At 63.3% G+C, this 20,266-nt stretch carries 22 protein-coding genes and 2 tRNA genes; 18 read left to right on the top strand and 6 right to left on the bottom strand.

Annotated features, from left to right (window positions below):
- The first annotated feature begins 24 nt into the window (after positions 1–24).
- Both rpl12p and P2T60_RS04835 read left to right on the top strand, forming a co-directional pair.
- The gene (gene rpl12p / locus P2T60_RS04840) at positions 25–369 is read left to right on the top strand and encodes a 50S ribosomal protein P1 (RefSeq protein ID WP_276281427.1); all 345 of its coding nucleotides are present in this window, start codon (positions 25–27) and stop codon (positions 367–369) included.
- A 359-nt stretch (positions 370–728) separates the two neighbouring features.
- Positions 729–1,970, top strand: a complete 1,242-nt coding sequence (locus tag P2T60_RS04835; RefSeq protein ID WP_276281426.1) for a tripartite tricarboxylate transporter permease — start codon at positions 729–731, stop codon at positions 1,968–1,970.
- A gap of 7 nt (positions 1,971–1,977) precedes the next feature.
- Here the strand turns inward: P2T60_RS04835 and P2T60_RS04830 are convergent, their stop codons facing one another.
- Positions 1,978–2,463 (bottom strand): SRPBCC family protein, encoded by a 486-nt coding sequence (locus tag P2T60_RS04830; protein ID WP_276281425.1) that lies wholly within the window; start codon positions 2,461–2,463, stop codon positions 1,978–1,980.
- Positions 2,464–2,649: 186 nt separating this feature from the next.
- Between P2T60_RS04830 and P2T60_RS04825 the strand changes: the two genes are divergently transcribed.
- Positions 2,650–3,807 (top strand): pyridoxal phosphate-dependent aminotransferase, encoded by a 1,158-nt coding sequence (locus P2T60_RS04825; protein WP_276281424.1) that lies wholly within the window; start codon positions 2,650–2,652, stop codon positions 3,805–3,807.
- 397 nt (positions 3,808–4,204) lie between these two features.
- Here P2T60_RS04825 and lrpA1 read toward each other — a convergent pair whose 3' ends face one another.
- On the bottom strand, positions 4,205–4,633 hold the full coding sequence (gene lrpA1, locus P2T60_RS04820) for an HTH-type transcriptional regulator LrpA1 (protein ID WP_276281423.1): 429 nt from the start codon (positions 4,631–4,633) through the stop codon (positions 4,205–4,207).
- A gap of 220 nt (positions 4,634–4,853) precedes the next feature.
- On the opposite strand from lrpA1, the gene P2T60_RS04815 reads away from it, so the two are divergent.
- Positions 4,854–5,078, top strand: coding sequence for a hypothetical protein (locus P2T60_RS04815; RefSeq protein WP_276281422.1), 225 nt, complete (start codon positions 4,854–4,856; stop codon positions 5,076–5,078).
- An 82-nt stretch (positions 5,079–5,160) separates the two neighbouring features.
- Here P2T60_RS04815 and P2T60_RS04810 read toward each other — a convergent pair whose 3' ends face one another.
- Positions 5,161–6,096: a thiamine pyrophosphate-dependent enzyme gene (locus tag P2T60_RS04810; protein ID WP_276281421.1), complete on the bottom strand. Its 936-nt coding sequence runs from the start codon at positions 6,094–6,096 to the stop codon at positions 5,161–5,163.
- Positions 6,097–6,098: 2 nt separating this feature from the next.
- Positions 6,099–8,000 carry a 2-oxoacid:acceptor oxidoreductase subunit alpha gene (locus P2T60_RS04805; RefSeq protein ID WP_276281420.1) on the bottom strand — a complete coding sequence of 634 codons (1,902 nt, stop codon included), beginning with the start codon at positions 7,998–8,000 and terminating at the stop codon, positions 6,099–6,101.
- A gap of 237 nt (positions 8,001–8,237) precedes the next feature.
- Here P2T60_RS04805 and P2T60_RS04800 point away from each other — a divergent pair, with 237 nt between their 5' ends.
- Positions 8,238–11,630, top strand: coding sequence for a PKD domain-containing protein (locus tag P2T60_RS04800; RefSeq protein ID WP_276281419.1), 3,393 nt, complete (start codon positions 8,238–8,240; stop codon positions 11,628–11,630).
- Positions 11,623–12,561 carry a hypothetical protein gene (locus tag P2T60_RS04795; protein ID WP_276281418.1) on the top strand — a complete coding sequence of 313 codons (939 nt, stop codon included), beginning with the start codon at positions 11,623–11,625 and terminating at the stop codon, positions 12,559–12,561. Before P2T60_RS04800 ends, P2T60_RS04795 begins: the two co-directional genes overlap by 8 nt.
- 13 nt (positions 12,562–12,574) lie before the next feature.
- Here the strand turns inward: P2T60_RS04795 and P2T60_RS04790 are convergent, their stop codons facing one another.
- Both P2T60_RS04790 and P2T60_RS04785 read right to left on the bottom strand, forming a co-directional pair.
- On the bottom strand, positions 12,575–12,787 hold the full coding sequence (locus P2T60_RS04790; RefSeq protein ID WP_276281417.1) for a DUF7976 family protein: 213 nt from the start codon (positions 12,785–12,787) through the stop codon (positions 12,575–12,577).
- A 3-nt stretch (positions 12,788–12,790) separates the two neighbouring features.
- Positions 12,791–13,822: an Mrp/NBP35 family ATP-binding protein gene (locus tag P2T60_RS04785; RefSeq protein ID WP_276281416.1), complete on the bottom strand. Its 1,032-nt coding sequence runs from the start codon at positions 13,820–13,822 to the stop codon at positions 12,791–12,793.
- A 138-nt stretch (positions 13,823–13,960) separates the two neighbouring features.
- Here P2T60_RS04785 and P2T60_RS04780 point away from each other — a divergent pair, with 138 nt between their 5' ends.
- The 12 genes from P2T60_RS04780 to P2T60_RS04725 all read left to right on the top strand — a co-directional run bounded on the left by P2T60_RS04780 (position 13,961) and on the right by P2T60_RS04725 (position 20,224).
- A complete protein-coding gene (locus P2T60_RS04780) occupies positions 13,961–14,200 on the top strand; it encodes a TRAM domain-containing RNA chaperone (protein ID WP_276281415.1) in 240 nt (79 codons plus the stop codon).
- 96 nt (positions 14,201–14,296) lie between these two features.
- Positions 14,297–15,283, top strand: coding sequence for a GTP 3',8-cyclase MoaA (gene moaA, locus P2T60_RS04775; RefSeq protein ID WP_276282172.1), 987 nt, complete (start codon positions 14,297–14,299; stop codon positions 15,281–15,283).
- 703 nt (positions 15,284–15,986) lie between these two features.
- A complete protein-coding gene (locus P2T60_RS04770) occupies positions 15,987–16,313 on the top strand; it encodes a hypothetical protein (protein ID WP_276281414.1) in 327 nt (108 codons plus the stop codon).
- 170 nt (positions 16,314–16,483) lie between these two features.
- Positions 16,484–16,568: transfer RNA gene (locus P2T60_RS04765), tRNA-Ser, on the top strand.
- A gap of 18 nt (positions 16,569–16,586) precedes the next feature.
- Positions 16,587–17,102: a 30S ribosomal protein S13 gene (locus P2T60_RS04760; protein WP_276281413.1), complete on the top strand. Its 516-nt coding sequence runs from the start codon at positions 16,587–16,589 to the stop codon at positions 17,100–17,102.
- Positions 17,102–17,626: a 30S ribosomal protein S4 gene (locus P2T60_RS04755; RefSeq protein ID WP_276281412.1), complete on the top strand. Its 525-nt coding sequence runs from the start codon at positions 17,102–17,104 to the stop codon at positions 17,624–17,626. The genes P2T60_RS04760 and P2T60_RS04755 overlap by 1 nt, the downstream gene beginning before the upstream one ends.
- Positions 17,623–18,015 carry a 30S ribosomal protein S11 gene (locus tag P2T60_RS04750; protein ID WP_276281411.1) on the top strand — a complete coding sequence of 131 codons (393 nt, stop codon included), beginning with the start codon at positions 17,623–17,625 and terminating at the stop codon, positions 18,013–18,015. Before P2T60_RS04755 ends, P2T60_RS04750 begins: the two co-directional genes overlap by 4 nt.
- Positions 18,016–18,018: 3 nt before the next feature.
- Entirely contained in the window at positions 18,019–18,765 is a 747-nt protein-coding gene (locus P2T60_RS04745) for a DNA-directed RNA polymerase subunit D (RefSeq protein WP_276281410.1), read from the top strand.
- Between the two features lie 161 nt (positions 18,766–18,926).
- Positions 18,927–19,011, top strand: a tRNA-Leu gene (locus P2T60_RS04740).
- Positions 19,012–19,044: 33 nt separating this feature from the next.
- A complete protein-coding gene (locus tag P2T60_RS04735; RefSeq protein WP_276281409.1) occupies positions 19,045–19,398 on the top strand; it encodes a 50S ribosomal protein L18e in 354 nt (117 codons plus the stop codon).
- Positions 19,395–19,832, top strand: a complete 438-nt coding sequence (locus tag P2T60_RS04730) for a 50S ribosomal protein L13 (RefSeq protein ID WP_276281408.1) — start codon at positions 19,395–19,397, stop codon at positions 19,830–19,832. The genes P2T60_RS04735 and P2T60_RS04730 overlap by 4 nt, the downstream gene beginning before the upstream one ends.
- Positions 19,826–20,224, top strand: a complete 399-nt coding sequence (locus P2T60_RS04725; RefSeq protein ID WP_276281407.1) for a 30S ribosomal protein S9 — start codon at positions 19,826–19,828, stop codon at positions 20,222–20,224. Before P2T60_RS04730 ends, P2T60_RS04725 begins: the two co-directional genes overlap by 7 nt.
- Positions 20,225–20,266: the final 42 nt, after the last annotated feature.

Here is a 20,266-nt window from a genome sequence, read left to right as displayed (position 1 = left end):
CAAACTCCCCCCAAACTACTAACCATGGAATACGTTTACGCTGCACTCATCCTGAACGAATCGGGCGAAGAAATCAACGAAGAGAACCTCACCAACGTACTCGACGCCGCTGGCGTCGATGTCGAGGAGTCCCGCGTCAAGGCGCTCGTCGCCGCGCTGGAAGATGTCGACATCGACGAGGCCGTCGAGCAGGCCGCCGCAGTGCCCGCTGGCGGTGCCGCCGCAGGCGGCGCGGCCGAAGGCGGTGCCGACGAAGGTGGCGAAGAGGAAGCCGAAGGTGGCGAGGAAGAAGAGGAAGCCGCCGAGGAAGAAGACGACGACGAGGACGACGACGCCAGCGGCGAAGGTCTCGGCGAACTCTTCGGTTAAACTCGACGCTTCAGAACTCGACTTTTCTTTCGCGCGCTACCGGGTAGCGACCGGTGTGGCTCGTTAGGAGAGAAGTGCTTTTGTGTTGTTTTGAGCAATATTCTTATTTTTTAGATGTGCTTTTCTATTTTTCTTAGAGAGGGTTCGAGTCGGCGGCGACTGCAACCGCACCGCGATTCGGAGAAACTGACGAGGAGCTTCAGATTTCTCCGATTTCTACGGTGTAAAGTGAGCGGACGAGGACTTTCCGGACGGTTGCTCCGACGATTTTGGCGGTGGCAGTTGCTATTCCTCGCCAGCGATTCGTAGACGCCCCCGACGCGAACCTTTAAATCCCATCACGGGACCAAAGTGCCCCGATGGAGGCGCTCGGCGTCCGACTCGGGATGAACTTCGGATTCTCAGCCACAGCACTAGCGTTCGTCCTCGGCGGCGTGGCGCTCGGCACCCTCAGCGGTCTCACGCCCGGACTGCACGTCAACAACCTCGCGCTCCTGCTGGCGTCGGCCGCGCCCGCGGTGCCCGGTCCGCCACGACTCGTCGGCGCGGCGATGCTCGCGGCGGGGGTGGTCCACTCGTTCCTCGACGCGGTGCCCGCGCTGGCGCTCGGGGTCCCCGACGCGGCGATGGCCGCCACCGCGCTCCCCGGCCACCGACTCGTCGTCGCCGGGCGGGGTCGGGAGGCGGTCCGACTCTCCGCGCTCGGGAGCGGACTGGCCGTGGCGTTCGCGGTCCCGCTGGCCGTCCCCGTCACGCGCGGGATGACCGTCGCCTACCCCGTTGTGCGCGCCCACTTGCCGGTCGTCCTCGGCGTCGTCGTCGCCTTCCTCCTGCTCACCGAGGGGAGCGTCCGGGCCGCTCTCGGCGGTGCGGCGGCGTTCGCCGGGAGCGCGACCCTCGGCCACGCGACGCTCGATTTGACACCGGCCGCACCGCTCGACGCGGGCGGGATGCTCACGCCGCTGTTCGCCGGACTCTTCGGCGCGCCGGTCCTGCTCGAAGCCCTCTCGGGTGGTGGCGTCCCCGCACAGGACGACCCGGTGATAGCCGCCCCCCGACGCACCGTCGCGGTCACGGCGCTCGCCGGGAGCGTGGCGGGTGCGGTCGTGGGCTACCTGCCGGGCGTCTCGTCGGCCGTCGCCGCGGTGCTGGCGCTGGCGGTCGTCCCCGGTTCGACCGACGCCCGCGGGTTCGTGGTGGCGACCAGCGGCGTCAACACCGCGAACACGATTTTCGCGCTGTTCGCGCTCGCCGCCCTCGGCACGCCCCGGACCGGCGTGATGGTCGCGCTCCAAGAAGCGGACGCTCCCGTCAACCTCCCGCTCTTGCTCGCTACCGCCGGAATCGCCGGTATCGCTGGCTTCCTGCTCGTTCTCGTGGTCGGGGACCGCTACCTCCGGACGGTCGGGACCGTAGACCAGTTTCGACTCTCGACGGGGGTCCTCGTCCTGCTGGCCGGGTTGAGCTTTCTATTCGCGGGCGTACTCGGGGTCGCAGTCTTCGCCGTCGCCACGCTCGTCGGTCTCGTCCCGGCCCAGTTCGGTGCCCGGCGAGTCCACCTGATGGGGGTGTTGCTCGGACCGCTGATTCTGGGTCTCTAAATCGGACTCACGACTCCAGAATCCGCTTGGTCCGGCGATGTCGGTCGCGGAACATCGGCACGAAGCCTATCGACCCGAGCGGTCCGAGCAGGTCGCCGACCACCGGGAGTTCGTACTCCACGCGGTCTCTGAGGAGGGTCTCGTCGTCCGCGATTGCGTAGAACTGATGGGAGTGGTGCCACTCCGGGAACGGCCCGCCCTCCATCACGTCCTCGAAAACGGCCGCACCGTCGCCCTCCTCCCGGCGGGTGATGCGCGAGGTCCACCGTTGGCGCGGGCCGACGCCGAACGGTCGCATCGACATCCGGACCGCGGTCCCGGTCTCTAACACCTCGGCGTCGTCACGACTACTCCCGTCCGGTCCGCGGACCCCCTCGACCCGGAGGTTCATCCAGTCGGGCGTGAGCGCCTCCAGTCCCGAGATTCGGGAGTGAAACTCCCACACCTCCTCTAGCGGCGCGCGAACCCTGACCTCGCGCTGATAGGTAGCCATCGGTCGGGCGTTTGGTCTCTACCAACCCAATCCTTGCGGTCCGGGGAGCGTATCACGTCTTTCCCGGTTTCGCAACCGCTCCGTGCGTCCGGTCGGGGGACCACAAACTGTGACGGATTCGGGAGCGCGGCAAATACTGACTGTCACATCGAAGGTTTATATGCCGAGTACCCTTCTGTTGTTTACATGGCTTCGGAGCGCGCGACTCGAACGACCCCGTTCGCCGCGATGGACGTTCTCGAACGGGCCAACCGCATGGACGACGTGGTACACCTCGAAGTAGGCGAACCCGACTTCGAGACGCCGGATGCAGTGACCGAGGCGGCAGTCGCGGCGCTCCGAGCAGGTGAGACCGGATACACCTCCTCGAAGGGCAAACCCGAACTCCGCCGGGCGATTTCTGCCTACTACGACCGTCGGTACGGCGTGGACGTGGCCCCCGAACGAATCGTCGTCACCTCGGGGTCTTCGCCCGCGCTTCTTCTGGCGTTCTCGGCGCTGGTGGACCCCGGCGACGAGGTGGTGCTGACCGACCCCTACTACGCCTGCTACCCGAACTTCGTCCGCCAGACCGGGGGTCGAATCTCGACGGTCCCGCTGTCGGCCGACGAGGGCTTTCGCCCGCGCGTCGGCGAGTTCGCGCGCACGGTGAGTTCCGAGACGGAGGCGCTACTGTTGAACTCGCCCGCGAACCCGACCGGCGCGGTGTTGGACGGTTCGACGCTCGAAGAACTCGTGGCGCTGGCCGACGACGCCGACGCGACGGTCCTCTCCGACGAGGTGTACCACGGCCTGACCTACGAGGGCGAGGACCACACCGTGCTGGAGTACACCGACGACGCCTTCGTGATAGACGGCTTCTCGAAGCGGTTCTCCATGACGGGGTGGCGACTCGGGTGGATGGTCGCGCCCGAGGAGTACGTCGGCCACGTCAACCGCATCGCCCAGAACACGCTCATCTGCGCGCCAAACTTCGTCCAGTCGGGCGGGGTCGCGGCGCTCGAATCCGGCGACGACTTCCTCGCGGAGGTCCGGGACACCTACCGCGAGCGCCGGGACTACCTCGTGAGCGAAGTCGAGGACTGGGGCTTGAGCATGGGGTACACGCCGGGCGGAGCCTACTACCTGCTCGTGGACGTGAGCGACCTGCCGGGAGACGCTTTCGACGCCGCGGACTTCTTCTTAGAGGACGCGGGCGTGGCGATGACCCCCGGCCCGGACTTCGGGACGAACGCCGAGGAGTGCCTGCGGGTCTCCTACGCCAACAGCGCCGAGCGACTGGCCGAGGCGTCCGAGCGCATCCAGCGCGCCTTGGAGCGCGTCGAGATTTCGGCCGCGGACTGAGGACGGCGCGACGGCGTTTCAGCAATTATTTTATTTCTTTAGACCATCTAGATGTTTCTTAGAGCATTTCTTATCGTTCCACGTCGGCGCGCGGGCGCGGTCACTCGTGACCGCGCCCATCCGCGCGAGGTCGCCGGAACTTGCTTCCGACGGCGGACGACTGAGCGACCGCAGGGAACGAAGGAGTCGGTTGGGGAGGGCGTGGTTCGCGGCGGCGGTTCGCGGTGGGGCAGTGCGGTCTCGATAGGTTCAAGCCTGTAGCTAGCTCCCTATCTCTCCGGTCGTTTACTGTCACGGTACGGTCTCTCTCGGTTCAGAGATAGTGGTTTTTGTCCACGGCTACGACTCTAAGGACTCGAAACGTAGCCGACGCTTCCGAACCGGACACCTCCGACGCCTACTTCAGTCGCTCTTGGAGGAACGAGGGATGGGCGGCGGTCACGCCGCCGATGTCCAGAATCTTCTCGCTGATGACCTCGCCGACGGCATCGCCGTCGGCGGCGCGGACCTCCGCCATGAGCATGTGGTCGCCCGACGACGAGTAGAGCGTCTCCACCTCCTCGAGTTCCTTCAGGTCGCGGGTCGCTTCGACGTACTGCTCGCTGGCTACGTCGATGCCGACCAGCGCGATGGACTTGCTCGATAGTTTCTTCGGGTCGATTTCGGCCGAATACCCCACGATGACCCCCTCGTCTTCGAGCTTTTCGATATACTTACGGACCGTGGGCTTCGAGACGTTCGCCCGTTCGGCAATCTCGGCGTAGGACGCTTGGGCGTCCTCTTCGAGAACCGATAGAATTCTGTCTTCCGTGGACTGGGCACTCATTGACAGAGTATTTCGGATACGGGAAAAAATACCTTGCGAACGGAAAAACGGTCTGTGCGGTGACCGAATCCGGGTTGGCGACGGACTCGGCGGCGTTCGGTCTGGCGTAACCGGGTCTCGGAACCGAGAACGACTCGTTACCGTCGCTCGACGAACGGAACCCGCCGAACGGTGCGGGACGGCCGCGACCCTTTTCGGACTCGCTCGTCTACCCGTGGACATGGCACGACGCTCGCGGAGACGTTTCCTACAGGTCTCGCTCGCCGGAGTCGCCGCCGGTCTCGCCGGATGCAGTTTCCCCGGCGGTGGAGGAGAAGGCGAAGAGGGCGACGAGGAAGGCGAAGAGGGCGACGAGGAAGGCGAAGAGGGCGACGAGGAAGGCGAAGAGGGCGACGAGGGCGACGAGGAAGATAGTCGGTCCGCGCCCCCGTTCCCCGACGAGTAGCGAACCACCGTCACTATCGACGCGGAACGCCGTCGCTGTCGGAGCGGAGAGCGAAGAAGACGCCGAAGCCGACGGATTCGGCTTACTTGTGCCGTTCGAGCAGGTCGTAGCTACGCTCCCACTCGTAGTCGTCGTCGAAGTACCGCTCCGCCAGCGGTTCCTCGGGCATGTCGCCCGTGGCCTGCTTCTCCTGCTGGTAGGACGGCCGGTCCTCGTCGTGGTAGAAGCGACCCGTGAGAACGGTGCCCTCGTAGAGGGCGTTCTCGGCCTCCTGCATCATCTCCGACGCCTCGCCGCGGTCGGTGATGTCGAAGTCGTAGTCGTCGCTGTCCTGCACGTCGATGTACGGGACGTACTGCTTGGCGTCCTTGTTCCACGTCGGACACTGGGTCAGGAAGTCCACGTGGGCGAAGCCGTCGTGTTCCATCGCCTCCGCGAGAATCTCCTTGGCCTGATTCGGGTTGACCGCCGCGGTCCGGGCGACGTACGACGCCCCGGAGGTCAGCGCGAGCGACAGCGGTCGGATGGGCTGTTTGGCGCTCCCGTGGGGTTGGGTCTTCGACTTGTGACCCTTCGGACTGGTCGGGGAGGTCTGGCCCTTCGTCAGCCCGAAGATTTCGTTGTCGAAGACGATGTAGGTCATGTCGTGGTTCTCGCGGGCGGTGTGCATGAAGTGGTTCCCGCCGATGCCGTAGCCGTCACCGTCACCGCCCGCCGCGATGACTTCGAGGTCGGGGTTCGCCATCTTCGCCGCGCGAGCGACCGGTAGCGACCGGCCGTGGATGGAGTGGAACCCGTAGCTCCGGAAGTAACTCGACAGTTTGCCCGAACAGCCGATACCCGTCACGAGCAGGGTCTCCTCGGGGTTGCGTCCTACTTCGGGCATCGCCTGCTTCAGTGCCTTCAGGACGCCGAAGTCGCCACAACCCGGACACCACGTCGCCTGCGGTTCGATTTCCGGGGTGAACTCGTCTCTGTCTATCTCGCGTTCTTCGCCGATTGCGTTGAATGCACTCATGGTTAATCACCCGTTGCGGATTCGATGCGGACGTTGTACTGGCTCAAGTCGGCCTCCTCGCCGAGACGACTCTCGAACCCGGAGACGATTTCCTCCGGTTCGAAGGGGTTGCCGTCGTACTTGAGCAGACTGTACAGTTTCTCGCCGAAGCGACCCAACTGGCCCTGAATGTGGCGGCGGAACTGCGCCGACGCGTTCATCTCCACGACGAGCGACTCGTCCACGCTCTCCAAGAATGCAGTCACTTCGTCCTTCGGGAACGGCATGATGTCGCTGACGTTCATCGCTTTGACGGAGTGGCCCTCGTCGTTGAGTTGGTCAACCGCCTCTTCGATGACGCCCTTGGTCGAACCGAAGCTGAGGATGCCGTAGTCGGCGTCCTCCGGTCCGTAGACCGGCTGGTGGTCGGCTTCCTCCGAGAGTTCCGTCCGGATGGCGTCGAGTTTGGCCATCCGGCGGTTCATCTGGATGGTACGGTTGTCGGGGTCCTCGCTGATGTGACCGACTTCGTTGTGTTCGTTACCCGACGCGAGGTAGTTCCCGCCCTTCTGACCGGGGAGCGAGCGGCGACTGACGCCGCCGAATCCGCTCTCCTCGTCGTCGTACATGTATCGCTTGAACCGACCGGCCTCTTGGACGGCCTCTTCGAGGTCCTGCTCGGTCACGACGCTTCCGATGTCGGGGTTCGGCTCCTCGTCGAACACGTCCTCGGGCACGGTCTGGTGGCCGCCCGAGAGTTTCTGGTCGTAGAGGACGATGGCCGGAATCTGGTACTCGTAGGCGATTTCGAAGGCCTTGCGAGTCTGTTCGTAACACTCCGCGGGGTCGCCCGGCGCGAACACCACGCGGTTCGAGTCGCCCTGACTCGTGTACAGGACGTGTTCGAGGTCACCCTGCTCGGGCTTGGTCGGCATCCCGGTCGAGGGACCGGCGCGCATCGCCTCTACGAGGACGATTGGCGTCTCGGTAATCTCGGCGAGACCGAGCGGTTCGGACATCAGCGCGAAGCCACCGCCCGAGGACCCGGACATGGCCTTCGCGCCCGCGTGACTCGCACCGATTGCCAGCGACGCCGCGGCGATTTCGTCCTCGACCTGCTCGGAGATACCGCCCATCTCGGGCAGGTGTTGGGTCATGATGGTGTACACGTCGGTCCACGGGGTCATCGGATAGCCCGAGATGAACCGACAGCCCTCGTCTAAGGCACCGTAAGCGATGCCGTGAGACCCGGAGACGAGGACCTGCTCCTCGTCGGCACTTCCGGTCGGGGCTCGCAGGTCGTGGGTGTGTTCGTAGTCCTCGTTGACCGACTCGTAGGCCTCTTCGAGAATCTGGAGGTTCGCCTCCAGCACGTCGCCGCTCATCGCGTCCTCCATCAGGCCCTCGATGTGTTCGAGGTCCATGTCCAGAAGCGCCGCGGTCGCACCGACACCCGCGGTGTTACGCATGACTTCACGGCCGTGTTCCTTGGCGAGTCCTCGCAGGTCGAGGTCGTAGACGTGCCAGTCGTTCTCCTCGGCGCGCTGGTCGAAGTTCTCGATTTCGCTGGCGTCGAGTAGCCCCGAGTCGTAGACGATGACTCCCCCTTCCCGGAGTTCGTCGAGGTTCTCCGACAGCGGCTTTATCTCCTCGTTGCCGTAGTAAGCCTCTTCCTGCGGGTTCCGGGCGAAACTGTCGCCCAGCGCGAGCAGGAAGTTGTAGTTGTCTCCGCGCGACTTTACCGGTTCGTCTTTCGCCCGAATCTCCACGTATGTGTGGCCGCCGCGGATGCGCGACGGGTAGTGTCGGTGCGTGAAGACGTTCAGCCCCGAGCGCATCAGCGCTTTGGCGAAGTTCTGGCTCGTCGAGTCGATTCCGTCACCGGAACCACCTGCGATTCGCCAGATGAGTTCGTCATCCGTCATATTTGTAGCTCACGGCCGTTAGGCCCAGTGTTTACTGATTCGGCGGGGAATCAGTAAAGCCTTTGCTATTGATTAGCAAGCATCTTTCGTGAGGGTTTGGCGGTAATGGCGGGTTTCCTACTATTTTTCACTCGCTCTGTATCCTCATCCCGCGTCCCGGTTCCGGCGGCCGTCGCCCCCGGTATTTACGTTTTCAAACACATAATTTTTTAAGTAGGTAAGGAGCAAACCGTTCGCATGTCGAAGCCGACGCCGGTCGCCATCGCCGTACTCCTCGTCGTGACGACCACTGCCGCCGGAACGCTTCCGCCTACCGACGCAACACCGGCGAACGAGACCGGACTCTCGAACGAGGCACCCCTCGCGGACGCCGGACTCGACCAAGACGTAACGAAAGGGGCGACGGTCCTTCTCGACGCGACCGGTTCGCGCGACCCCGACGGGCGCATCGCGCGCTACGATTGGTCGATAAGAACGCCGAGCGACGACGCCATCACGCCCGACTGCGCCGACTGCGCCCGAACCCGATTCACCCCGGCCGAGACAGGTCGCTATCGCGTCACGCTGACTGTCACCGACGAGGACGGCGCGAGCAGTTCCGACACGCTCTACGTGGACGTTTCGCCCGGCACGGAACCCACCGTCTCGCTCTCCGGACCGACGCGACCCACCGCCGGAACTCCCGCGAACTACACCGCAGACCTCGACGCGGGGGCCGCGACGCTCGATTACGTCGTCTGGAGAGTCGGTGGCGTCGTCCTCGCCAACCACTCGCTCTCGCCGGACCAGCGGACCGACTCGGCGACGAAACACTTCCCGACGCCGGGCAATCGGACGATTACCGCGACGGTCTACGACGCCGACGGTCAGTCGAGTACCAGTTCACTCTCGGTCGGGGTGCGACCCCGACGACCGAACGAGCGCCTCGACCCTGAGTCTATCGCCGACCGTAATTCGCCCCACGTCACCGGTGACGAACTCGTAACCGGGGCGCGGCCACTCCGAGGACAGTACGCCGTGCGCTTCGACGCCGCCACCGGATTCGTGGTCTCGGTCGAATGGCGGAACGCCGCCGGACCCGTCGGAAACGGCGAGTCGCTAACCCGGACGTGGAACCCCGGAGACCACGAACTCTACGCGGTCGTAACCTACACCGACGGGTCGAAGAACGTCGCCACCTTCGCTGACGGAACGACCACGGTTACGGCGGACCCGCGGCCGAACGTATCGTTCGGTTCGCTCGACCGATACGGGTCGATAACGGGAAGTGCGACCGGTATCGACGAGTACGAAAATCTGGACGCGCTTCGCGTCGAAATCGACGGCGAGACCGTTGCGACCGCGCGTTCTACGATGCGCGGTCGCCACCGACTCGGTTTCGACCGCCAGCGCACGATACGCTTCTCACACACGGACCTCACGCCGGGAAAGCAGTACTCCGTGACTGTCGTTGCCACCGACGACCGCGGTCAGACGACCCGCGTGACCCGCGATGTCGTTCCAGTCCAGAAACCCGAAGTCGTCCGGTCCGAGTTCGTCAACGACCCGGTGGACTCCTACCACGAGCGCATCGACCCGAAACGATACGTCGCCCATCATGTGTTGGAGATTGATTTGAACGGTGTCGAACCGGAGAGATTAGATATAGAAATTGGAAAAAGAGATGAAAAATCACGGAGGATTCAGACATCAAATTACCACCAAGTCAAAACCACATCCAGTGATACGATTACGGTAGATAGCTTCTGGGCTGGTGATGTTCCACAAGAGTATTACGTAAACGCCATTTGGGAGGTCCGACAGAGAAGTTCGAAGCAGATGTGGGGAGGAAGTAACAGGACTAATTTCAAGGTCACCCCCAGCAAGCCCGAACTCCGTCTCGACGTGGTGAACGACGGAACGAGGGGATACATAACCCGAGAACACGGAATTTTGGTGAACGCGACCGGGTCGTTCGACCCCGACGGGACGGAACTCAAATACATCTGGAAGTACGGTGCAGAGCCGACCAAACCGGACAACACGACGGCGAAGTTCCGCGCGTACGAACGGGCCGCGAGTATCGTGGAAGACGAGTACGATTTGCGGACGAAGCGCAACTTCGACTTCCTGAACTACTTCGTGCCGGACGTGTCGGAGAAGACGGTCGTCGGTGACGGGCCGCACTATCCGAACGAAACGGTTCGGTTTCGGGTGAAGACGGAGCCGTATCACTTCTCGAAGCAGACGTACTATCGGGATTTCGGTCTCGGTGCCTCGGTGTCGAACCCGGCCGCAAGCGTCGTCGAGTGGAGAGCGGTCGAAGCACCGAAGAGTCGGCACTCGGAACCGACCGAAGACGCCTACCGGTACGTCGGGACAATCGAGATTCCCGCCGACGAACTCGCGGGCACGTCTCGGCCCCCGACGGTGACGATATACAACGAGGACAACGCGAGGAAGCGAGTTCGTGTGGAACTCCCCGAAACCGACGTTCTGCTCGAAGACGAAACCTACTGGAGAAACGTCAGCGTCCGAGACCTCGCGTATCTCGTGGAAAAGCGTCGAGTGAAGAAGGCCGAAGTCGATACGAAGCAACGGCGCGACGAGTACCTTCGTCAGGGATACCGCGTCGAGGAAGTGAACAACGATACGCGATACGTCCTCGAAAAGCGGGTCAAAGTTCGGGACGCGAAGTACGAGACGGTGACCGAAACCTTCCCGAACGAACGCCAGCGAGACATGTTTCTCGACTCGGCCCGTGCGTGGTACGCGGCCGGGACCCACCAGACCGAGGAGACCCGAACGAGGACGTACTCGAACTGGTTCGACGCCTCGACGACGACTTCACCCCGAAAGTGGCACGATTCGAGTCTCTGGAACGGCGAACACACCGGCGCGACGCGGGAGGTTCAGGTCGAACCCGCGGAGTACGAAACCAAACGAAAGTACCGGTACAGCTACGAAGTCCGGAAAACGGGTACTCGAACGGTAAAACGCTGTAGCCTCCGTTTCGGTTGTGAAACGGAGACGGTCACTTACACCTACACGGACACCGAGTACTCGACCTACTGGGCTACCTCCCGCTACGCGTACGACCACTGGTTTACCGGTAAGACGAAACGGGTGAAAGTCCGGGACGCAGTGTACGAGACCCAGTTCGAGGTTCGGTACAAGTCCCAATCGACCGAATTAGTTACGTACTATGAGGCCGCGCGCGACGAGAAGGTGCAGGAGGCGCGCTACGAGTGGGATGGAAGGAGTTCGACGATGGACTACGCTATCGCCAGAAAGCAAGCCGCTGTCGGCGACGAGTGGCGAATCGCCGAGGAACCCGTAAAGCGGTGGACGCTCGTTCGGACCGAAGTCGAGTCGCGCTTCTGGACTCCCGCGTACGAGAACAGGAGTCGAGTCTCGGAGACGACAGCGACGGTCACCGGCGAACTCGTGAAACAGTATTCCGACCCCGATACGGGCGAAACCGTCGAGCGGAGCGAATTCGAGTCGTCGGAGGTGACGTATCGCGGAGCCAGAGACCGAAACGAGATACGGCAAAATATAACTTCTAATTCTGATAATACGAGATGGTGCGAAGTGAAAGCCGCGTGTTCACGCGAGACGAAAGACCTTCGAACTCGTTCCCATGAGTAGAGAAAACACGTACGCCGTCTGGGGTGTACTGGCGTTACTCGCCGTTGTAGCCGTCCCCCAAGTCGGAGTCGTTACCGCCGACCTCTCGAACGACGACGGAACGAACGGAAACGTCACGTCGGTAGGTGGTATCGAGTACCGAGTCTCTCTCGGAACGAACGACTCGACGATGCTGGTCGAGTACACTAATCCGACGGACAGAGAAATCGAATCAGCGGGATACGTCGTTACAGTGGACGGGCAACGAGTTTACGAAGAGAACGTCAATCTCTCCGAAGGTGAGTACCGGACCGAGCGCGTAAACATCACGCCCGGCATCGATGTCAATCGGGACGACCACACCGTCACGTTCTCGACGTTCGGGGGACACACCCACCGAAACTTCACTCGGAGCGTCGACTCCGCCGAGTCTGGTCGAATACCGACGCCGTACGTCTCGGACGTAGAGGTCCGAGAGGGTACCATCGACGGCGAACCGTCCGCAGTCGCCGAGGTGACGCTCGTAAACCCGTCGAGACAACTCTACGGGACCAAGCTCATGGTCCACACCACTGGGACCGACGGGAGTCTCTACCCCGCGTCGGTCCGGCCGGGCGACTCGCGGACGATTACGGTCGAACTCCTCGACGACCGCGGTGCGAAAATCGCCGGGGAGGCGCGACTCTACACCGGGAACATGACCACGAAGGAGGGTGCGATAGACCAAGTCGGGTTCGCGGGACGGGACGGAGCGAAGACTCGGACGTGGAACACCTCCTACGAACCCGTTAGGCCGACGTGGATGAGCGACCACTACGAGTACCGCAACGACAGTTATACTCGGAGTTTCGGTGAGAAAATCAGCGGCGGGCACGAACTCGGCGGGATACCGCTAGCGTACTTAGGTATCGGGCTTCTCGTCGGATGGATGGTCGTCCGGAAGTTCCGCTAGCGGGGTTTTCGACCTACGACTCCTTCGTGCGGATGATTTCGCGCATGTTGACGTAGATGTCTCGCGGGGAGGTCTCCTCGTCGGGGTCGTAGAGGTCGCTGATGCGGTAGAGAATCGCCGCAATCATCTTGCTCTCGGAACTCTCGGCACGGATGTCGTCGGCGACTTCTCGGAGGGTTTTCGTGCGCTCCACGTCCGGACCGTACGCGCCGTCGTCGTGTGACATGGTTCAGCGTTGCTGGCGTCGCCTGATAATCCCGACGTTGTTCGCCACGTTCTCGGTCAGGACGCGGAAAGCGTCCCCGGTGTCGTCGTCGTCCAAGACGATGGGTCTACCCTCGTCACCGCCGGTCCGGACCGTCGGGTCGATGGGGATAGAGCCGAGAAACGGCATGTCGTTCTCTTCGGCGAACTTCGCGCCGCCGCCGCGCCCGAAGATGTCGTGTTCGGACCCGCAGTCGGGGCACTTGAACGTGGACATGTTCTCGGCGATGCCGAGGACGGGGGTGTCGTGCTTGCCGAACATCCGCAGGCCCTTGCGGGCGTCGTCGATGGCGACTTCCTGTGGTGTCGTGACGATGACCGCGCCCGTGACCGGGACGCTCTGGAGGAGGGTGAGTTGGGCGTCACCGGTGCCCGGCGGGAGGTCTACGACCATGTAGTCAAGGTGACCCCACTCCACGTCCTCCCAGAGTTGGGTGAGGACCTTGTGGACCATCGGGCCGCGCCAGATAACGGGGTCGTCCTCGCCGACGAGGAACGCCATGCTCATGAGTTTCACGCCGAACTGCTCGGGCGGAATCATGGTCTCGTCCTCGGTGGCTTTCGGTACTTCCTCGGCGTCCACCATCCGGGGGACGTTCGGACCGTACACGTCGGCGTCGAACAGGCCGACGCGCGCGCCCATCTGGGAGAGTCCCGCCGCGAGGTTGACCGCGACGGTGGACTTGCCGACGCCGCCCTTGCCGGAGGCGACGGCGATGATGTTCTCGACGTTCGGCAGGACCTGCTCGTCGGCAGAGATGCCGTCGTCCACGCGGGCCGAGAGGTTGGCTTCGATGCCGTGGTCCGAGAGAACTTCCCGGACGCGGTTGGCGATTTGGGTCTCGTGGGGCGAGTAGGGCGCGCCCAGTGCGAGCGAGATGTCGGCGGTGTCGCCCTCCACGGACACGTCGTTGACGAGGTTCAGCGAGACTATATCGTCGCCGAGGTCCGGGTCTTCGACCTCCCGGAGCAGGTCGCGTACCTCTGATTCGTTCATACCGGGGCTACGGTCCGAAGCGTCGATAAGCCTTGTCAACTTGGGAGTCGGGCAGGTGGCGTCGGTCGGCGTGGTCGGCGTCGGTCCGCGCCGGTCACGCACCGATTACTTAACCGATGGGGGGTCGTGGACGGTCCCATGCCAGACCGCGAGACTGCTCCGGTCGAGTCCGGTGAACGTTACTCCGTCGAAATCGAAGACCTCGGGAGCGAAGGCGACGGTATCGCCCGAATCGAGTCGTTCGTCGTGTTCGTCCCCGGCGCGGACCTCGGGGACCGCGTGGACATCCGCATCGAGGAAGTCGGCGGGAGTCACGCCACGGCGTCGATAGTGGAGGACGAGGAGGGCGACCGGAGGGAGAGCGACCGCGACGAATAGCGTTATCGCCCGGCGTAGAACGTAACCGGATACGGTTACGCAGAGTCGGGATTCGACAGCGAATTTAAGGATACGCACGCGAAACGTCTCCAAGTGATGCTGGAGGACGACTTCGGGCGCGAGGTCTCGGGCGTGCGAGTCTCGCTCACCGACAGGTGCAACTTCGACTGCGTGTACTGCCACAACGAGGGATTGGGCGACACGCGCGGTCCGATGGACCCCCGAGACGACGAGATGACCGCCGACGAGGTCGTCCGGTTTCTGGAGGTCGCCCACGAGTTCGACGTGGGGAAGGTCAAGTTCACGGGGGGCGAACCCATGCTTCGCCAAGACCTCGAAGAAATCGTCCGGCGGACGCCCGACGGCATGGAGGTGTCGCTCACGACCAACGGCACGTTCCTGCCCGGCCGGGCCGAGGACCTCGTTGACGCCGGACTGGAGCGAGTCAACGTCTCCCAAGACGCGCTCGACCCGGAAGCCTTCGCCGAAGTCACCCAGAGCGGTGCCTACGACAAGGTTATCGAAGGCGTCCACGCCGCCGTGGACGCCGGACTCGACCCGGTGAAGTTGAACATGGTCGTCTTCGAACACACCGCGGGCTACGTCGAGGAGATGGTCGAACACGTCGCCGACAACGAGGGGTTGCAGTTGCAACTCATCCAGTACATGCCCGAACTCACGGGCAGACCCGAGTGGAACATCGACATCCAGCGAGTCCACGACTGGCTAGCCGACATCGCCGACGAGGTGGAGACCCGCGAGATGCACAACCGGAACCGATACTGGGTGGGCGGCACCGCGGACGAGTCGGGCGGCATGGTCGAAATCGTGGACCCCGTTGAGAACCCGCAGTTCTGCGCCAACTGCCACCGCGTGCGCGTCACGCACGAAGGATACCTCAAGGGGTGTCTGAACCGCAACGACGACCTGCGGTCGATGGGCGAGATGACGAAGGACGAGATTCGGGAGACGTTCCGCGAGACGGTGGCGAACCGCGTGCCCTACTACGGCGAGTACATGGTGCGAGACGACGACGGCGAGTGGGAGATAAACGACGAGTACGTCGGGAACGTCCAAGCCTGAGCGTCGGAGTCGGAGTGTGAGCGTTCGGTGAACGAAAGTTTCGTGTTTCTCTTAGGCGGGTAGATGTTTTCTTCGTATAGGTCTTTGATTGTCCCGGAATGGTGTAGTTGTCTCTGTTACGGCGGCGATGTTACAGAGACCGAACAGCACCGCGACGGCACTGCCACCGCGACGGCACCGCTACCGCACTGTACCGCTACCGCACCGCGACGACGAACGGCAGGAGAGTCGTAGAGCTAGCTTCAGGCTTGAACCAACCAGACCGCACCGCCACCGCGAAAGCACCGCCACCGCACGGCATCGCCACCGCGACAGCACCGCGACGGCCACGTCCTCCCCAACCGACTCCCTCACTCGCTTCGCTCGTTCGGTCGTCCCTTGCGCGGGTTGGCGCGGCGCGCTCGTGCGCGTCGCGCCAGCGCGCGCCGGAATCAAAATTATATTGTCTCGAAGCCACGACTGGTCGGCGTAGCAGTCGTGGCCGACCAACCGCCAGCAAACGCTCGACCAATCAACCGACGGGGTGGGATGAAGGGGTCGCCCGGTCGCGGGCTTTCGAGGACTGCTTCACTGCAGTTTCTGGCGGTTGCTGTCACGGGTCGGAACGGGACGCTCCATAGATTCGTGTGCCAATCTCACGACCGCCGAACGCGTCCCGAAACCGGCCCGCACGCTTAACCCCGACTCCGATGAAGGCCGACCCATGAGCGAAACCGAACTGGTCGAACGCCTCGGCGGACTCGACCCGAACGACCGCGTTCGGGTCACACTCGCCGACGGGACCACCTTCGAGGGACCCGCGAGTCCCATCGACTACGTGCCCGAGGAGTCCCTCCGGGTCGAAGTCCGACCCGAGGGCGGGACCACCGACCGCTACGAACTGTCGGCCGAGTACGACGCCGGATGGTCCGAGGTGTCGGTCCGGCACGCCGACGCCGCCGGGGAGTCCGAAGGGTGGGAAGACCTCGGTGCCGTCGAAGCGGTCGAGCCGGGAGACGACGAAGGCGAGTGGAACTGGGGGACCGCGTAGTCGGAGAACCGGCGGGGGACCGACTACGGGGAACCTACCGGGAGGGTGAGAAGAACCCACGCGGGTAAGCCGTTTCGTTGTATTTATATACTCGCCGCCGGTACGATTAGTTGCAAACCTGTAGGGGCGTCCGGTCCCGAGTCCGAGAGGGCGACAGTGAATGCAAGCGTGTCGAGGTAGCCTAGTCTGGCCCACGGCGCAGGGTTGCTAACTCTGTGGCGTCAAGCCTCGAGGGTTCAAATCCCTCCCTCGACGCTTTCCAGTATCCAAACCATGAGTACGGAAGAACCACAGGAGGAAGACGAGGACCTCCGCTACTTCGTCCGCATCGGGCAAACCGACCTCGATGGGACGAAGTCCGTCGAACGGTCCCTGACCGAACTGAACGGGATCGGTCGCCGAGCGGCGCGAATCATCGCCGACAAGACCGGCGTAGACCGCACGGCGACGTTCGGCCGTCTCGACGACGACGAAATCGATACCGTCGTCGAGGCCGTCGAGAACTTCGCCAACGAGGTCCCTGAATGGCTCGCAAACCACCGCAACGAGTACTTCTCCGGAGAGACGACCCACCAGACGGGCAACGACCTGAACATGACCCGTCGGCAGGACATCAACCGGATGAAGATGATTGACTCGTACAAGGGCGTCCGACACAAGCGCGGTCAGAAGGTGCGCGGTCAGCGGACCCGCTCGACGGGCCGTACCGAGGGCACCATCGGCGTCAACGTCGAGGAAATCAAGGAAGAACAGGCCGCCGAAGCAGAAGAAGAGGGTGGTGAAGAATAATGGCGCTCGGCGAAAACACCAAGTTCTACGAGACGCCGAACCACCCCTATCAGGGCGAACGCATCTCCGAGGAGAGCAGTCTTCTCGACCGCTACGGTCTCCAGAACAAGCAGGAACTCTGGAAGGCCCAGTCCGAACTCCGCGGCTACCGCCGCGAGGCCCGGAACATCCTCGCACAGCGTGCGCAGGGTGACACCGAGGCCACCGAGGGCGAGGAGTTCGTCTCCCGCCTCCAGCGAGTCGGCGTCCTCGACGACGGCGACGAACTGGACGACGTGCTTCTGCTCGACGTGACCGACGTGCTGGAGCGTCGTCTCCAGACCGTCGCCTACCGGAAGGGTCTGGGCAACACGCCCAACCAAGCGCGCCAGTTCGTCGTCCACGGACACGTCAAAGTGGACGGGCGGCGCGTGCAGGCCCCCTCGTACAAGGTCGAAGTCGCCGAGGAGGGCACCGTCCAGTTCGACGAGAACAGTCCCCTCGCGGACGAACTGCATCCCGAACGAGCGGAGGGTAACGAATGAGCGCAAACGACGACGATAAATGGGGCGTAGCCCACGTTCACGCATCGTTCAACAACACCATCATCACGGTCACTGACCTGACCGGCGCGGAGACGATTGCGAAGTCCTCCGGCGGCACCGTCGTCAAGCAGAACCGCGACGAGTCCTCGCCGTACGCCGCGATGCAGATGGCCGAGACGGTCGCAGAAGAGGTCAAGGCCGCGGGCATCGATGGCGTCCACGTCCGCGTGCGCGGTCCCGGCGGGAACCTTCAGCAGAACCCCGGTCCGGGCGCGCAGGCGACCATCCGCGCGCTCGCTCGCGCCGGACTCGAAATCGGTCGCATCGAGGACGTGACCCCCATCCCGCACGACGGCACCCGCGCACCCAAAGGCAAGAGTGGATTCTAACCCATGACAGAAGAGTACGAGGTCGAGTTCGTCGAACGCGGGGACCGAGAAGCGCGGTTCCTCGTTCGAGGCGCGACCCCGGCGTTCGCTAACGGGATTCGCCGAGCCATCGTCGCAGACGTGCCGACGCTCTCTATCGACACCGTTCGGTTCGTGGAGAACTCGTCGGTGATGTTCGACGAGCAAATCGGCCTCCGGCTCGGTCTCGTCCCGCTCAGCACGCCGCTGGGCGAGTTCGAGGAAGGCGATACAGTGACCCTGAGTCTCGACGTGTCGGGACCGGGCACCGCCTACTCGGGCGACCTCGTGAGTTCGGACGGGATGGTCCAACCCGCCGACGACAACATCCCCATCATCGACCTCAAGGACGACCAGCGTCTCGAACTCGAAGCGGACGCCGTTCTCTCGACGGGGAAAGACCACGCCAAACATCAGGGCGGCGTGGCCGTCGGCTACCGACATCTCCAGCGCGTGGAGGTCGTCGGCGACCGGGACGAGTACGACGAGGAGGAGACCAACATTCTCCGCGGCGTCATCGAAGACGACGGCGAACTCGTCCCGACCGAGGCGTTCGACAACGACCTGACCAACCGGTTCCCCGGTAAAGAGGTCGAGGTCCACGACGTGCCCAACGCGTTCGTGTTCCACGTCGAGACCGACGGGTCGCTGTCCATAGACGAACTCGTCACTGCCGCGGCCGACTCGATTGCCGACCGCGCAGACGAACTCGAAGCAGCTGTACAACTTTAGAACCATGCAGGGACCTTCGAACCACGTTTCGGCGTTCGTCCGCCCCGGCGAGTCGGGAGACCGTACTCCCGTCGGGCGAACTCGAAGTCAGACCGAAACTGGTTTGAAGGGCCACCTACAACACACTGTTGCCCGCGACGGGCTGCACGTGTGTTCTACGTGCAGGGATAGCCAAGTCAGGCCAACGGCGCAGCGTTCAGGGCGCTGTCTCGTAGGAGTCCGCAGGTTCAAATCCTGCTCCCTGCACTTCAGTTCTTATTCCCATCAGGAGGAAGTATTATGAGCAAGACGAATCCGAGGCTCACCAGTCTCATCGCTGACCTGAAGTCGGTGTCCCGCGATTCGGACGCCGACGTGTGGAGTACTGTCGCGGACCGCCTCGAGAAGCCCCGGAGTACGCACGCGGAAGTCAACCTCGGTCGCATCGAGCGATACGCCGAGGAGGACGAGACCGTCATCGTACCCGGTAAGGTTCTCGGTAGTGGGGTCCTGCAGAAGACCGTCACAGTCGCCGCAGTGGACTTCTCGTCCAGCGCGGAGACGAAGATTCAGCAAGCAGACGGTGAGGCTCTTGAAATCGAACAGGCTATCGAACAGAACCCCGACGGGTCGAACGTGCGGGTGATCCGATGAGTCTCGCAGAATTCGACGCAGACGTAGTTGTAGACGCCCGCGACTGCATTCTCGGTCGCGTGGCGAGTCAAGTCGCACAGCGCGCCCTCGATGGCGAGCGTGTCGCGGTGGTCAACGCCGAGGACGCGGTCATCACCGGGAGCGAAGACGACGTGATGGCGAAATACGAGAAACGCGCCGAACTGGGTTCGGACAGCGGTCCGTACTACCCCAAGCGCCCCGACATGATTTTCAAGCGGACCATCCGCGGGATGGTCCCCTACAAGGAAGACAAGGGCCGCGAGGCGTTCGAGAACGTTCGGGTCTACGTCGGCAACCCCTTCGAGGAGGACGGCGAAGTCCTCGACGGCACGTCGCTGGACCGACTATCGAACATCCGTTTCGTCCAACTGGGCGACATCAGCGAAACTCTGGGTGCTAACGTCACATGGTAACGAACACGAGCGGAAAGAAGAAGACGGCCATCGCCCGCGCCACCGTCACGGAAGGCGAAGGCCGCGTGCGAATCAACTCCCAGCCCGTCGAGCTGGTCGAACCGGAGATGGCCCGTCTGAAGATGCTGGAACCGTTCCGCATCGCGGGCGACGAGAGTCGCGACACCGTGGACGTGGAAGTGGACGTGCAGGGCGGCGGCATCAGCGGACAGGCCGACGCCGTTCGCACCGCCATCGCGCGCGGACTCGTCCAGTACACGAACGACGCCGAGCTTCGGGACGCCTTCATCGAGTTCGACCGCTCGCTGTTGGTCAACGACTCGCGGCGTTCCGAACCCAAGAAGTGGGGCGGTCCCGGCGCTCGCGCGCGCTACCAGAAGTCTTACCGGTGATTACCATGACAGGAAACCCGCGGTCCAAAACGGAGGCAACGT

Origin of the sequence: Halorussus caseinilyticus (assembly GCF_029338395.1) — an archaeon.
Classification (GTDB): domain Archaea; phylum Halobacteriota; class Halobacteria; order Halobacteriales; family Haladaptataceae; genus Halorussus; species Halorussus caseinilyticus.
This window is presented reverse-complemented; position numbering and strand designations above follow the sequence as displayed.

What these genes read in the sequence shown, in the direction of transcription:
- P2T60_RS04795 (WP_276281418.1), top strand. Translation starts at nt 11,623, where the DNA reads ATGAGTAGAGAAAACACGTACGCCGTCTGGGGTGTACTGGCGTTACTC.
- P2T60_RS04785 (WP_276281416.1), bottom strand. Translation starts at nt 13,822, where the DNA reads ATGAACGAATCAGAGGTACGCGACCTGCTCCGGGAGGTCGAAGACCCG.
- P2T60_RS04805 (WP_276281420.1), bottom strand. Translation starts at nt 8,000, where the DNA reads ATGACGGATGACGAACTCATCTGGCGAATCGCAGGTGGTTCCGGTGAC.
- P2T60_RS04750 (WP_276281411.1), top strand. Translation starts at nt 17,623, where the DNA reads ATGAGCGCAAACGACGACGATAAATGGGGCGTAGCCCACGTTCACGCA.
- P2T60_RS04735 (WP_276281409.1), top strand. Translation starts at nt 19,045, where the DNA reads ATGAGCAAGACGAATCCGAGGCTCACCAGTCTCATCGCTGACCTGAAG.
- P2T60_RS04815 (WP_276281422.1), top strand. Translation starts at nt 4,854, where the DNA reads ATGGCACGACGCTCGCGGAGACGTTTCCTACAGGTCTCGCTCGCCGGA.
- P2T60_RS04800 (WP_276281419.1), top strand. Translation starts at nt 8,238, where the DNA reads ATGTCGAAGCCGACGCCGGTCGCCATCGCCGTACTCCTCGTCGTGACG.
- P2T60_RS04780 (WP_276281415.1), top strand. Translation starts at nt 13,961, where the DNA reads ATGCCAGACCGCGAGACTGCTCCGGTCGAGTCCGGTGAACGTTACTCC.
- P2T60_RS04760 (WP_276281413.1), top strand. Translation starts at nt 16,587, where the DNA reads ATGAGTACGGAAGAACCACAGGAGGAAGACGAGGACCTCCGCTACTTC.
- P2T60_RS04790 (WP_276281417.1), bottom strand. Translation starts at nt 12,787, where the DNA reads ATGTCACACGACGACGGCGCGTACGGTCCGGACGTGGAGCGCACGAAA.
- P2T60_RS04725 (WP_276281407.1), top strand. Translation starts at nt 19,826, where the DNA reads ATGGTAACGAACACGAGCGGAAAGAAGAAGACGGCCATCGCCCGCGCC.
- moaA (WP_276282172.1), top strand. Translation starts at nt 14,297, where the DNA reads ATGCTGGAGGACGACTTCGGGCGCGAGGTCTCGGGCGTGCGAGTCTCG.
- P2T60_RS04830 (WP_276281425.1), bottom strand. Translation starts at nt 2,463, where the DNA reads ATGGCTACCTATCAGCGCGAGGTCAGGGTTCGCGCGCCGCTAGAGGAG.
- P2T60_RS04835 (WP_276281426.1), top strand. Translation starts at nt 729, where the DNA reads ATGGAGGCGCTCGGCGTCCGACTCGGGATGAACTTCGGATTCTCAGCC.
- P2T60_RS04770 (WP_276281414.1), top strand. Translation starts at nt 15,987, where the DNA reads ATGAGCGAAACCGAACTGGTCGAACGCCTCGGCGGACTCGACCCGAAC.
- P2T60_RS04755 (WP_276281412.1), top strand. Translation starts at nt 17,102, where the DNA reads ATGGCGCTCGGCGAAAACACCAAGTTCTACGAGACGCCGAACCACCCC.
- P2T60_RS04825 (WP_276281424.1), top strand. Translation starts at nt 2,650, where the DNA reads ATGGCTTCGGAGCGCGCGACTCGAACGACCCCGTTCGCCGCGATGGAC.
- P2T60_RS04745 (WP_276281410.1), top strand. Translation starts at nt 18,019, where the DNA reads ATGACAGAAGAGTACGAGGTCGAGTTCGTCGAACGCGGGGACCGAGAA.
- lrpA1 (WP_276281423.1), bottom strand. Translation starts at nt 4,633, where the DNA reads ATGAGTGCCCAGTCCACGGAAGACAGAATTCTATCGGTTCTCGAAGAG.
- P2T60_RS04730 (WP_276281408.1), top strand. Translation starts at nt 19,395, where the DNA reads ATGAGTCTCGCAGAATTCGACGCAGACGTAGTTGTAGACGCCCGCGAC.
- rpl12p (WP_276281427.1), top strand. Translation starts at nt 25, where the DNA reads ATGGAATACGTTTACGCTGCACTCATCCTGAACGAATCGGGCGAAGAA.
- P2T60_RS04810 (WP_276281421.1), bottom strand. Translation starts at nt 6,096, where the DNA reads ATGAGTGCATTCAACGCAATCGGCGAAGAACGCGAGATAGACAGAGAC.